Annotated in this window: 7 protein-coding genes, 11 tRNA genes and 3 rRNA genes; 20 read left to right on the top strand and 1 reads right to left on the bottom strand. The window is 44.3% G+C overall.

Annotated features, from left to right (window positions below):
- The first annotated feature begins 286 nt into the window (after positions 1-286).
- A complete protein-coding gene (gap, locus tag HMPREF9957_RS08130; RefSeq protein ID WP_000260687.1) occupies positions 287-1,297 on the top strand; it encodes a type I glyceraldehyde-3-phosphate dehydrogenase in 1,011 nt (336 codons plus the stop codon).
- Between the two features lie 68 nt (positions 1,298-1,365).
- On the opposite strand, the gene HMPREF9957_RS08125 is transcribed toward gap, so the two are convergent.
- The gene (locus HMPREF9957_RS08125) at positions 1,366-2,241 is read right to left on the bottom strand and encodes an RluA family pseudouridine synthase (protein ID WP_004242456.1); all 876 of its coding nucleotides are present in this window, start codon (positions 2,239-2,241) and stop codon (positions 1,366-1,368) included.
- 86 nt (positions 2,242-2,327) lie between these two features.
- On the opposite strand from HMPREF9957_RS08125, the gene pbp2a reads away from it, so the two are divergent.
- From pbp2a to HMPREF9957_RS08030, 19 genes are all read left to right on the top strand, one after another.
- Positions 2,328-4,523 carry a penicillin-binding protein PBP2A gene (gene pbp2a / locus HMPREF9957_RS08120; protein WP_000762644.1) on the top strand — a complete coding sequence of 732 codons (2,196 nt, stop codon included), beginning with the start codon at positions 2,328-2,330 and terminating at the stop codon, positions 4,521-4,523.
- 52 nt (positions 4,524-4,575) lie between these two features.
- The gene (rpmG, locus tag HMPREF9957_RS08115) at positions 4,576-4,728 is read left to right on the top strand and encodes a 50S ribosomal protein L33 (RefSeq protein WP_001809375.1); all 153 of its coding nucleotides are present in this window, start codon (positions 4,576-4,578) and stop codon (positions 4,726-4,728) included.
- Positions 4,729-4,737: 9 nt separating this feature from the next.
- Entirely contained in the window at positions 4,738-4,914 is a 177-nt protein-coding gene (gene secE / locus HMPREF9957_RS08110) for a preprotein translocase subunit SecE (protein ID WP_001210991.1), read from the top strand.
- 54 nt (positions 4,915-4,968) lie between these two features.
- Positions 4,969-5,505, top strand: a complete 537-nt coding sequence (gene nusG, locus HMPREF9957_RS08105; RefSeq protein ID WP_000376739.1) for a transcription termination/antitermination protein NusG — start codon at positions 4,969-4,971, stop codon at positions 5,503-5,505.
- A gap of 120 nt (positions 5,506-5,625) precedes the next feature.
- A complete protein-coding gene (locus HMPREF9957_RS08100) occupies positions 5,626-6,105 on the top strand; it encodes a hypothetical protein (RefSeq protein ID WP_000914534.1) in 480 nt (159 codons plus the stop codon).
- A 91-nt stretch (positions 6,106-6,196) separates the two neighbouring features.
- A tRNA-Glu gene (locus HMPREF9957_RS08095) sits at positions 6,197-6,268 on the top strand.
- A gap of 241 nt (positions 6,269-6,509) precedes the next feature.
- A 16S ribosomal RNA gene (locus HMPREF9957_RS08090) occupies positions 6,510-8,055 on the top strand.
- Positions 8,056-8,106: 51 nt separating this feature from the next.
- A tRNA-Ala gene (locus HMPREF9957_RS08085) sits at positions 8,107-8,179 on the top strand.
- 125 nt (positions 8,180-8,304) lie between these two features.
- Positions 8,305-11,205 (top strand): 23S ribosomal RNA (locus HMPREF9957_RS08080).
- A gap of 76 nt (positions 11,206-11,281) precedes the next feature.
- Positions 11,282-11,397, top strand: a 5S ribosomal RNA gene (gene rrf / locus HMPREF9957_RS08075).
- Together the 16S, 23S and 5S rRNA genes with 11 tRNA genes alongside form the textbook arrangement of a ribosomal RNA operon.
- A 4-nt stretch (positions 11,398-11,401) precedes the next feature.
- Positions 11,402-11,474 (top strand) — tRNA-Val (locus tag HMPREF9957_RS08070).
- A gap of 2 nt (positions 11,475-11,476) precedes the next feature.
- A tRNA-Asp gene (locus tag HMPREF9957_RS08065) sits at positions 11,477-11,549 on the top strand.
- A 23-nt stretch (positions 11,550-11,572) separates the two neighbouring features.
- A tRNA-Lys gene (locus tag HMPREF9957_RS08060) sits at positions 11,573-11,645 on the top strand.
- 5 nt (positions 11,646-11,650) lie between these two features.
- A tRNA-Leu gene (locus tag HMPREF9957_RS08055) sits at positions 11,651-11,732 on the top strand.
- Positions 11,733-11,750: 18 nt separating this feature from the next.
- Positions 11,751-11,823: transfer RNA gene (locus HMPREF9957_RS08050), tRNA-Thr, on the top strand.
- 22 nt (positions 11,824-11,845) lie between these two features.
- Positions 11,846-11,917, top strand: a tRNA-Gly gene (locus HMPREF9957_RS08045).
- A gap of 7 nt (positions 11,918-11,924) precedes the next feature.
- Positions 11,925-12,010 (top strand) — tRNA-Leu (locus HMPREF9957_RS08040).
- 9 nt (positions 12,011-12,019) lie between these two features.
- A tRNA-Arg gene (locus tag HMPREF9957_RS08035) sits at positions 12,020-12,093 on the top strand.
- A gap of 15 nt (positions 12,094-12,108) precedes the next feature.
- Positions 12,109-12,182, top strand: a tRNA-Pro gene (locus tag HMPREF9957_RS08030).
- Positions 12,183-12,205 lie beyond the last annotated feature (23 nt).

The following is a 12,205-nucleotide window of genomic DNA, read 5'->3' as shown; positions in this document are numbered from 1 at the left end:
CTCTTTTTTGTAAAGTTGGAAGATTGAAAATAATTTTTAGCTTTTCTATTTTCACTTTTCATTTTAAAAGGAAATCGGTAAATGACTAGGTAGACAAAGAAAGACAGCAGTATAGGCTTTCAAAGGAGAAAGAAAAATAAGTGGGGTATAGACAAAAAACAATGCCCGTACTTGCAATTAAACTTAAATAGTTATATAATAGGTTTGTTGAAAGGTGATTTGTAGTGATTCAAGTTACTCTTTTCACAATAAAAATTTCATGATTTTCATAAGGAGGAAATCACTAATGGTAGTTAAAGTTGGTATTAACGGTTTCGGACGTATCGGTCGTCTTGCTTTCCGTCGTATCCAAAACGTAGAAGGTGTTGAAGTTACTCGTATCAACGACCTTACAGATCCAGTTATGCTTGCACACTTGTTGAAATACGACACAACTCAAGGTCGTTTCGACGGTACTGTTGAAGTTAGAGAAGGTGGATTTGAAGTTAACGGTAAATTCATCAAAGTTTCTGCTGAACGTGATCCAGAACAAATCGACTGGGCTAACGACGGTGTAGAAATCGTTCTGGAAGCTACTGGTTTCTTTGCTAAGAAAGCAGCTGCTGAAAAACACTTGCACGCTGGTGGAGCTAAAAAAGTTGTTATCACTGCTCCTGGTGGAAACGACGTTAAAACAGTTGTATTCAACACTAACCACGACGTTCTTGACGGTACTGAAACAGTTATCTCAGGTGCTTCATGTACTACAAACTGCTTGGCTCCTATGGCTAAAGCTCTTCAAGATAACTTTGGTGTTGTAGAAGGATTGATGACTACTATCCACGCTTACACTGGTGACCAAATGATCCTTGACGGACCACACCGTGGTGGTGACCTTCGCCGTGCTCGCGCTGGTGCTGCAAACATCGTTCCTAACTCAACTGGTGCTGCAAAAGCTATCGGTCTTGTAATCCCAGAATTGAACGGTAAACTTGATGGATCTGCACAACGCGTTCCAACTCCAACTGGATCAGTTACTGAATTGGTAGCAGTTCTTGAAAAGAACGTTACTGTTGATGAAGTGAACGCAGCTATGAAAGCAGCTTCAAACGAATCATACGGTTACACAGAAGATCCAATCGTATCTTCAGATATCGTAGGTATGTCTTACGGTTCATTGTTTGACGCAACTCAAACTAAAGTTCTTGACGTTGACGGTAAACAATTGGTTAAAGTTGTATCATGGTACGACAACGAAATGTCATACACTGCACAACTTGTTCGTACTCTTGAATACTTCGCAAAAATCGCTAAATAATTCTTGAGTCGATAAAAAGCAAGGCCTCGTGGTCTTGCTTTTCTTATATGGAAAAATGGATGACGGAATCATCCATTCTTTTTTAATTCTCTTTCGAAAGTATCTGAAAGTGCATTGAAGCTTAATTTCTCTAGAGTAAGCGGATGGGTAAAGGACAGTCGAAAGGCGTGGAGCATAAGCCGACTTGTTTTTGATTTACTATTATAGAGAGGGTCACCCAGGATAGGAAGATTATGATGCGAAAGGTGCACACGAATCTGATGGGTTCGCCCTGTCTTTAGCTTGCAACGAACCAAGGAAGTTTTGTTTGGGAATTGCTTTAATCTGCTTACATGTGTTTCAGCATATTGCCCATTTTTTGTATCAACTATTCGCTTTCTGCGATCATGACGATCACGTCCGATTTTATCCCTGAAAACAAGCTCTTTGCTGCTGATATTTCCGTCAACTAGTGCCCAATATTCCCTAGAAATCTCTTTTTTCTCCAGTAAGCGATTGAGAATAGGTAGGATAAAAGGATTTTTGGCAAAGAGAACCAAACCACTGGTTTCCATGTCCAGACGATGAACGACATAGCAGGTTTGACCAACATAGGCACTGACATGGTTAAGAAGGGCGATTTCGTTTGGCTGATTACCATGCGTTTTCATCCCCTCTGGTTTGTTTACAATAATCAAGTGTTGATCTTGATAAACTTCTTGAACGAGGTTTGGGTTGCCCCAAGGAATTTCTTTTTCGGGATAATCTTCCTCGTCAAAAGTCAATTGGCAAACATCTCCAGGATTTACCGTCTCGTTCCAATGAACTTCTCGCTGATTAATCAAAATGTGTTTCTTGATTCTCAAAAAATGACGGATTTTTCTAGGTATGAGGAGTTGTTCCTCAAGTAATTGCTTTACCGTCATTTGAGGTAGAGAGTCTGGTAATGTAAATGTGAATTTCATACAGATATTGTAACAAAAAAAGACCTATTTTGATAGGAAATAGCTAAATTCTTGTCTTCCTATGACGAAGATGATAAAATAAACGCATGAAATTAGATAAATTATTTGAGAAATTTCTTTCTCTTTTTAAAAAAGAAACAAGTGAATCAGAGGCTTCTGGGGCTACTAGCTTACGTCGCTCTCGCAGTGATCGAAAAAAATTAGCCCAAGTGGGTCCGATTCGAAAATTCTGGCGTCGCTATCATCTAACAAAGATTGTCCTTATACTAGGTTTGAGTGCAGGCTTGCTAGTTGGAACCTATTTGTTTGCTGTAGCTAAGTCAACCAATGTTAACGATTTGCAAAACGCCTTGAAAACTCGGACTATCATTTTTGACCGTGAAGAAAAAGAGGCTGGTGCCTTGTCTGGTCAAAAGGGAACCTACGTTGAATTGACTGATATCAGTAAAAATTTGCAGAATGCCGTTATTGCGACAGAAGACCGTTCCTTCTATAAAAATGACGGGATTAACTATGGTCGTTTCTTCTTGGCTATTGTCACTGCTGGTCGTTCAGGTGGTGGTTCTACTATTACCCAACAGCTGGCTAAAAACGCCTATCTATCACAGGATCAGACTGTTGAGAGAAAAGCGAAAGAATTTTTCCTGGCCTTAGAATTAACAAAAAAATATAGTAAGGATCAAATTCTAACCATGTACCTTAACAATGCCTATTTTGGAAATGGTGTGTGGGGTGTAGAAGATGCGAGTAAGAAATACTTTGGAGTTTCTGCATCAGAAGTGAGTTTGGATCAAGCTGCGACTCTGGCAGGGATGCTCAAGGGGCCGGAACTGTATAATCCTTTGAATTCCGTAGAAGATTCAACTAATCGTCGCGACACTGTCTTGCAAAATATGGTTGCAGCAGGATATATTGATAAAAACCAAGAAACCGAAGCTGCAGAAGTTGATATGACTTCGCAATTGCACGATAAGTATGAAGGAAAAATTTCAGATTACCGTTACCCCTCTTATTTTGATGCTGTGGTCAATGAAGCTGTTTCCAAGTATAATTTAACAGAGGAAGAGATTGTCAATAATGGCTACCGCATTCACACAGAGCTGGACCAAAACTACCAAGCAAATATGCAGGTTGTCTATGAAAATACATCGCTATTTCCGAGAGCAGAGGATGGAACATTTGTACAATCAGGAAGTGTAGCTCTTGAACCGAAAACAGGAGGAGTTCGTGGAGTTGTCGGTCAAGTTGCTGACAATGATAAAACTGGATTCCGGAATTTCAACTATGCAACTCAATCAAAACGTAGCCCTGGTTCTACAATTAAGCCTTTAGTTGTTTATACGCCAGCAGTTGAGGCAGGTTGGGCTTTGAATAAGCTCTTGGATAACCATACCATGCAGTATAACAGCTATAAGGTTGATAACTATGCAGGAATCAAAACGAGTCGAGAAGTTCCTATGTATCAAGCCTTGGCAGAATCGCTTAATCTACCTGCTGTTGCCACTGTTAATGATTTGGGCCTTGATAAGGCTTTTGAGGCAGGAGAAAAATTCGGACTCAACATGGAAAAAGTCGACCGTGTTCTTGGTGTCGCCTTGGGAAGCGGTGTTGAAACCAACCCACTTCAAATGGCTCAAGCATATGCTGTTTTTGCCAATGAAGGTTTAATGCCGGAAGCACATTTTATTAGTAGAATTGAAAATGCTAGTGGTCAGGTCATTGCGAGCCATAAAAATTCACAAAAACGGGTGATTGATAAGTCTGTAGCTGACAAGATGACTAGTATGATGTTGGGTACATTCACTAATGGAACCGGTATTAGTTCATCGCCTGCAGACTATGTCATGGCAGGGAAAACTGGAACAACTGAAGCAGTTTTCAATCCGGAGTATACAAGTGACCAGTGGGTGATCGGTTATACTCCAGATGTAGTGATTAGTCATTGGCTTGGTTTTCCGACCACTGATGAAAATCACTATCTAGCAGGTTCTACATCAAATGGTGCAGCCCATGTCTTTAGAAATATTGCAAATACCATTTTACCTTATACACCAGGAAGTACCTTTACAGTTGAAAATGCTTATAAGCAAAATGGAATTGCACCAGCCAATACAAAAAGACAAGTACAAACCAATGATAATAGCCAGACAGATGATAATTTGTCTGATATTCGAGGACGTGCGCAAAGTCTAGTAGATGAGGCTAGCCGGGCTATCTCAGATGCGAAGATTAAGGAAAAGGCTCAAACAATATGGGATTCGGTAGTCAATCTATTTCGCTAAGATGCTTGTCAAAGCCTAGCTTTCTTGTTATAATAGATAAGATGGAGGCGTTATGGCACTAAAAAAAGCAAGCCTAGCTTGTGCGGTTTGTGGTTCGAGAAACTATTCAATCAAGATTAGTGGAAACCCCAAGCCTACACGACTAGAAGTAAATAAATTTTGTAAGCATTGTGGCAAGTACACTACACACAGAGAAACGAGATAGGAGAGAGCGATGCGTTTTATTGGAGATATTTTTAGACTTCTTAAAGACACAACATGGCCAACTCGCAAGGAAAGCTGGAGAGATTTTCGTTCTATCATGGAATACACAGCTTTCTTTGTAGTAATTATTTACATTTTTGACCAGTTGATTGTTTCAGGTTTGATTCGATTTATTAACATTTTTTAGAAGGTTAGTGGAGTTAATTACACTAGAAATCTTCTATTTATGAAAGGAAATATCATGGATAGTTTTGATAAAGGGTGGTTTGTTTTACAAACTTATTCTGGTTATGAAAATAAGGTAAAAGAAAATCTATTACAACGTGCACAAACCTACAATATGTTGGATAATATTCTACGCGTTGAAATTCCAACACAAACAGTGCAAGTTGAAAAAAATGGAAAGAGAAAAGAAGTAGAAGAAAATCGCTTTCCAGGTTATGTTCTTGTAGAAATGGTCATGACAGATGAAGCTTGGTTTGTTGTGCGAAACACACCAAATGTTACAGGATTCGTCGGATCTCACGGAAATAGATCAAAACCAACTCCATTATTGGAACAAGAAATCCGTGACATTTTGGTATCTATGGGACAAACTGTTCAAGAATTTGATTTCGATGTTGAGGTTGGTCAAACTGTACGTATTATTGATGGAGCTTTTGCAGATTATACCGGTAAGATTACGGAGATTGATAACAATAAAGTGAAGATGATTATCTCTATGTTTGGTAATGACACAGTTGCAGAAGTAAACCTAAACCAAATCGCAGAATTATAACCCTGAGAGAGGCCTGTCCTCTCTTTTTTGTGCAGTTTAGACGGTGTAGGAAACAGAATGGATGAAATGTTCCAAAAGTGTTTTTGAATCTGTTAGACTGTATCTAGAAAGGGGAAGATTATGCTTAAAAAAATGTATGAAGAAGTCCAAGGAATTGTATACAAGTGTAGAAATGAATATTACCTTCATTTGTGGGAGTTATCGGACTGGGACCAAGAGGGCATGATATGTCTACATGAATTGATCAGTAGAGAAGAAGGGCTTGTAGAAGATATTCCTCGTTTACGTAAATACTTCAAAACAAAATTCCGGAATCGAATTTTAGACTATATCCGTAAACAAGAGAGCCACAAACGAAGATATAATAAAGAACCTTATGAAGAAGTGGGTGAGATAAGTCATCGTATAAGTGAGGGCGGTCTGTGGCTAGATGATTATTATCTCTTTCATGAAACACTAAGAGATTATAGAAACAAACAAAGTAAAGAGAAACAAGAAGAACTAGAACGCGTCTTAAGAGATGAACGCTTCCGAGGGCGTCAAAGAGTGTTAAGAGACTTACGTATTGTGTTTAAAGAGTTTGACATCCGTACTCATTAGGAATTCATGCAAAAAAGTAAAAAAGTTTAAAAAAGGTGTTGACAAAGTTTGAAAAGTCGGTATAATAGTAAGAGTTGAAAATAACAACTCTGGTCCGTTGGTCAAGGGGTTAAGACACCGCCTTTTCACGGCGGTAACACGGGTTCGAATCCCGTACGGACTATGGTATGTTGCGGAAGGAACACTTGATGAAAAAAGATTAAAAAAGTTTCAAAAAAGTGTTGACAAGCGAAAGCGGCTGTGATATACTAATATAGTTGTCGCTTGAGAGAAGCGAGTGACAAAGACCTTTGAAAACTGAACAAGACGAACCAATGTGCAGGGCACTACAACTGAAGTTGTAGTACTGAACAATGAAAAAACAATAAATCTGTCAGTGACAGAAATGAGTGAGAACTCAAACTTTTAATGAGAGTTTGATCCTGGCTCAGGACGAACGCTGGCGGCGTGCCTAATACATGCAAGTAGAACGCTGAAGGAGGAGCTTGCTTCTCTGGATGAGTTGCGAACGGGTGAGTAACGCGTAGGTAACCTGCCTGGTAGCGGGGGATAACTATTGGAAACGATAGCTAATACCGCATAAGAGTAGATGTTGCATGACATTTACTTAAAAGGTGCAAATGCATCACTACCAGATGGACCTGCGTTGTATTAGCTAGTTGGTGGGGTAACGGCTCACCAAGGCGACGATACATAGCCGACCTGAGAGGGTGATCGGCCACACTGGGACTGAGACACGGCCCAGACTCCTACGGGAGGCAGCAGTAGGGAATCTTCGGCAATGGACGGAAGTCTGACCGAGCAACGCCGCGTGAGTGAAGAAGGTTTTCGGATCGTAAAGCTCTGTTGTAAGAGAAGAACGAGTGTGAGAGTGGAAAGTTCACACTGTGACGGTATCTTACCAGAAAGGGACGGCTAACTACGTGCCAGCAGCCGCGGTAATACGTAGGTCCCGAGCGTTGTCCGGATTTATTGGGCGTAAAGCGAGCGCAGGCGGTTAGATAAGTCTGAAGTTAAAGGCTGTGGCTTAACCATAGTACGCTTTGGAAACTGTTTAACTTGAGTGCAAGAGGGGAGAGTGGAATTCCATGTGTAGCGGTGAAATGCGTAGATATATGGAGGAACACCGGTGGCGAAAGCGGCTCTCTGGCTTGTAACTGACGCTGAGGCTCGAAAGCGTGGGGAGCAAACAGGATTAGATACCCTGGTAGTCCACGCCGTAAACGATGAGTGCTAGGTGTTAGACCCTTTCCGGGGTTTAGTGCCGTAGCTAACGCATTAAGCACTCCGCCTGGGGAGTACGACCGCAAGGTTGAAACTCAAAGGAATTGACGGGGGCCCGCACAAGCGGTGGAGCATGTGGTTTAATTCGAAGCAACGCGAAGAACCTTACCAGGTCTTGACATCCCTCTGACCGCTCTAGAGATAGAGTTTTCCTTCGGGACAGAGGTGACAGGTGGTGCATGGTTGTCGTCAGCTCGTGTCGTGAGATGTTGGGTTAAGTCCCGCAACGAGCGCAACCCCTATTGTTAGTTGCCATCATTCAGTTGGGCACTCTAGCGAGACTGCCGGTAATAAACCGGAGGAAGGTGGGGATGACGTCAAATCATCATGCCCCTTATGACCTGGGCTACACACGTGCTACAATGGCTGGTACAACGAGTCGCAAGCCGGTGACGGCAAGCTAATCTCTTAAAGCCAGTCTCAGTTCGGATTGTAGGCTGCAACTCGCCTACATGAAGTCGGAATCGCTAGTAATCGCGGATCAGCACGCCGCGGTGAATACGTTCCCGGGCCTTGTACACACCGCCCGTCACACCACGAGAGTTTGTAACACCCGAAGTCGGTGAGGTAACCGTAAGGAGCCAGCCGCCTAAGGTGGGATAGATGATTGGGGTGAAGTCGTAACAAGGTAGCCGTATCGGAAGGTGCGGCTGGATCACCTCCTTTCTAAGGATAAGGAACTGCGCATTGGTCTTGTTTAGTCTTGAGAGGTCTTGTGGGGCCTTAGCTCAGCTGGGAGAGCGCCTGCTTTGCACGCAGGAGGTCAGCGGTTCGATCCCGCTAGGCTCCATTGGTGAGAGATCACCAAGTAATGCACATTGAAAATTGAATATCTATATCAAATAGTAACAAGAAAATAAACCGAAAACGCTGTAGTATTAATAAGAGTTTATGACTGAAAGGTCAGAAAAATAAGGTTAAGTTAATAAGGGCGCACGGTGGATGCCTTGGCACTAGGAGCCGAAGAAGGACGTGACAAACGACGATATGCCTTGGGTAGCTGTAAGTAAGCGATGATCCAGGGATTTCCGAATGGGGGAACCCAACAGGTACTACCTGTTACCCGCATCTGTTAAGGATGTGAGGAGGAAGACGCAGTGAACTGAAACATCTAAGTAGCTGCAGGAAGAGAAAGCAAAAGCGATTGCCTTAGTAGCGGCGAGCGAAACGGCAGGAGGGCAAACCGAAGAGTTTACTCTTCGGGGTTGTAGGACTGCAATGTGGACTCAAAGATTATAGAAGAATGATTTGGGAAGATCAGCCAAAGAGAGTAACAGCCTCGTATTTAAAATAGTCTTTGTACCTAGCAGTATCCTGAGTACGGCGGGACACGTGAAATCCCGTCGGAATCTGGGAGGACCATCTCCCAACCCTAAATACTCCCTAGTGACCGATAGTGAACCAGTACCGTGAGGGAAAGGTGAAAAGCACCCCGGGAGGGAAGTGAAATAGAACCTGAAACCGTGTGCCTACAACAAGTTCGAGCCCGTTAATGGGTGAGAGCGTGCCTTTTGTAGAATGAACCGGCGAGTTACGTTATGATGCGAGGTTAAGTTGAAGAGACGGAGCCGTAGGGAAACCGAGTCTGAATAGGGCGAATTAGTATCATGACGTAGACCCGAAACCATGTGACCTACCCATGAGCAGGTTGAAGGTGCGGTAAGACGCACTGGAGGACCGAACCAGGGCACGTTGAAAAGTGCTTGGATGACTTGTGGGTAGCGGAGAAATTCCAAACGAACTTGGAGATAGCTGGTTCTCTCCGAAATAGCTTTAGGGCTAGCGTCGACATAAAGATTCTTGGAGGTAGAGCACTGTTTGGGTGAGGGGTCCATCCCGGATTACCAATCTCAGATAAACTCCGAATGCCAATGAATTATGGTCGGCAGTCAGACTGCGAGTGCTAAGATCCGTAGTCGAAAGGGAAACAGCCCAGACCACCAGCTAAGGTCCCAAAATAATTGTTAAGTGGAAAAGGATGTGGGGTTGCACAGACAACTAGGATGTTAGCTTAGAAGCAGCTATTCATTCAAAGAGTGCGTAATAGCTCACTAGTCGAGTGACCCTGCGCCGAAAATGTACCGGGGCTAAAACAATTTACCGAAGCTGTGGATACCTTTATAGGTATGGTAGGAGAGCGTTCTATGTGTGATGAAGGTGTACCGTGAGGAGTGCTGGAACGCATAGAAGTGAGAATGCCGGTATGAGTAGCGAAAGACAGGTGAGAATCCTGTCCACCGTAAGACTAAGGTTTCCAGGGGAAGGCTCGTCCGCCCTGGGTTAGTCGGGACCTAAGGAGAGACCGAAAGGTGTATCCGATGGACAACAGGTTGATATTCCTGTACTAGAGTATGTAGTGATGGAGGGACGCAGTAGGCTAACTAAAGCAGACGATTGGAAGTGTCTGTCTAAGCAGTGAGGTGTGAATTGAGTTAAATGCTTAGTTCTATAACATTGAGCTGTGATGGGGAGCGAAGTTTAGTAGCGAAGTTAGTGACGTCACACTGCCAAGAAAAGCTTCTAGCGTTTAAACATACTCTACCCGTACCGCAAACCGACACAGGTAGTCGAGGCGAGTAGCCTCAGGTGAGCGAGAGAACTCTCGTTAAGGAACTCGGCAAAATGACCCCGTAACTTCGGGAGAAGGGGTGCTGACTTTAAGTCAGCCGCAGTGAATAGGCCCAAGCAACTGTTTATCAAAAACACAGCTCTCTGCTAAATCGTAAGATGATGTATAGGGGGTGACGCCTGCCCGGTGCTGGAAGGTTAAGAGGAGTGCTTAGCGCAAGCGAAGGTATGAATTGAAGCCCCAGTAAACGGCGGCCGTAACTATAACGGTCCTAAGGTAGCGAAATTCCTTGCCGGGTAAGTTCCGACCCGCACGAAAGGCGTAATGATTTGGGCACTGTCTCAACGAGAGACTCGGTGAAATTTTAGTACCTGTGAAGATGCAGGTTACCCGCGACAGGACGGAAAGACCCCATGGAGCTTTACTGCAGTTTGATATTGAGTGTCTGTACCACATGTACAGGATAGGTAGGAGTCTACGAGATCGGGACGCCAGTTTCGAAGGAGACGTTGTTGGGATACTACCCTTGTGTTATGGCCACTCTAACCCAGATAGGTGATCCCTATCGGAGACAGTGTCTGACGGGCAGTTTGACTGGGGCGGTCGCCTCCTAAAAGGTAACGGAGGCGCCCAAAGGTTCCCTCAGAATGGTTGGAAATCATTCGCAGAGTGTAAAGGTATAAGGGAGCTTGACTGCGAGAGCTACAACTCGAGCAGGGACGAAAGTCGGGCTTAGTGATCCGGTGGTTCCGTATGGAAGGGCCATCGCTCAACGGATAAAAGCTACCCTGGGGATAACAGGCTTATCTCCCCCAAGAGTTCACATCGACGGGGAGGTTTGGCACCTCGATGTCGGCTCGTCGCATCCTGGGGCTGTAGTCGGTCCCAAGGGTTGGGCTGTTCGCCCATTAAAGCGGCACGCGAGCTGGGTTCAGAACGTCGTGAGACAGTTCGGTCCCTATCCGTCGCGGGCGTAGGAAATTTGAGAGGATCTGCTCCTAGTACGAGAGGACCAGAGTGGACTTACCGCTGGTGTACCAGTTGTCTTGCCAAAGGCATCGCTGGGTAGCTATGTAGGGAAGGGATAAACGCTGAAAGCATCTAAGTGTGAAACCCACCTCAAGATGAGATTTCCCATGATTATATATCAGTAAGAGCCCTGAGAGATGATCAGGTAGATAGGTTAGAAGTGGAAGTGTGGCGACACATGTAGCGGACTAATACTAATAGCTCGAGGACTTATCCAAAGTAACTGAGAATATGAAAGCGAGAGGTTTTCTTGGTTTGAATAGATATTCAATTTTGAGTAGGTATTACTCAGAGTTAAGTGACGATAGCCTAGGAGATACACCTGTACCCATGCCGAACACAGAAGTTAAGCCCTAGAACGCCGGAAGTAGTTGGGGGTTGCCCCCTGTGAGATATGGAAGTCGCTTAGCTCTAGGGAGTTTAGCTCAGCTGGGAGAGCATCTGCCTTACAAGCAGAGGGTCAGCGGTTCGATCCCGTTAACTCCCAAAGGTCCCGTAGTGTAGCGGTTATCACGTCGCCCTGTCACGGCGAAGATCGCGGGTTCGATTCCCGTCGGGACCGTTAGGATAACGTAAGTTATTTTAGACTCGTTAGCTCAGTTGGTAGAGCAATTGACTTTTAATCAATGGGTCACTGGTTCGAGCCCAGTACGGGTCATATATGCGGGTTTGGCGGAATTGGCAGACGCACCAGATTTAGGATCTGGCGCTTAACGGCGTGGGGGTTCAAGTCCCTTAACCCGCATTAAGATATAATAAATGAGCCGGCTTAGCTCAGTTGGTAGAGCATCTGATTTGTAATCAGAGGGTCGCGTGTTCAAGTCATGTAGCCGGCATTTTTAGATAGAAGAAAATAGTGCGAACGTAGTTCAGTGGTAGAACACCACCTTGCCAAGGTGGGGGTCGCGGGTTCGAATCCCGTCGTTCGCTTGGAGAGGCCGGGGTGGCGGAACTGGCAGACGCACAGGACTTAAAATCCTGCGATTGGTAACGATCGTACCGGTTCGATTCCGGTCCTCGGCATAATATAGAGCACCCTTAGCTCAACTGGATAGAGTACCTGACTACGAATCAGGCGGTTAGAGGTTCGACTCCTCTAGGGTGCATTTTTCTATTTAACTCGGGAAGTAGCTCAGCTTGGTAGAGTACTTGGTTTGGGACCAAGGTGTCGCAGGTTCGAATCCTGTCTTCCCGATATATGGCGGTGTAGCTCAGCTG

Origin of the sequence: Streptococcus mitis SK1080, assembly GCF_000220085.1 — a bacterium.
Lineage (GTDB): Bacteria > Bacillota > Bacilli > Lactobacillales > Streptococcaceae > Streptococcus > Streptococcus mitis_K.
This window is presented reverse-complemented; position numbering and strand designations above follow the sequence as displayed.

Bases quoted from the DNA above. Each gene is read 5' to 3' on its own strand.
- HMPREF9957_RS08125 (WP_004242456.1), bottom strand. From the start codon at position 2,241: ATGAAATTCACATTTACATTACCAGACTCTCTACCTCAAATGACGGTA.
- pbp2a (WP_000762644.1), top strand. From the start codon at position 2,328: ATGAAATTAGATAAATTATTTGAGAAATTTCTTTCTCTTTTTAAAAAA.
- HMPREF9957_RS08100 (WP_000914534.1), top strand. From the start codon at position 5,626: ATGCTTAAAAAAATGTATGAAGAAGTCCAAGGAATTGTATACAAGTGT.
- gap (WP_000260687.1), top strand. From the start codon at position 287: ATGGTAGTTAAAGTTGGTATTAACGGTTTCGGACGTATCGGTCGTCTT.
- secE (WP_001210991.1), top strand. From the start codon at position 4,738: ATGCGTTTTATTGGAGATATTTTTAGACTTCTTAAAGACACAACATGG.
- rpmG (WP_001809375.1), top strand. From the start codon at position 4,576: ATGGCACTAAAAAAAGCAAGCCTAGCTTGTGCGGTTTGTGGTTCGAGA.
- nusG (WP_000376739.1), top strand. From the start codon at position 4,969: ATGGATAGTTTTGATAAAGGGTGGTTTGTTTTACAAACTTATTCTGGT.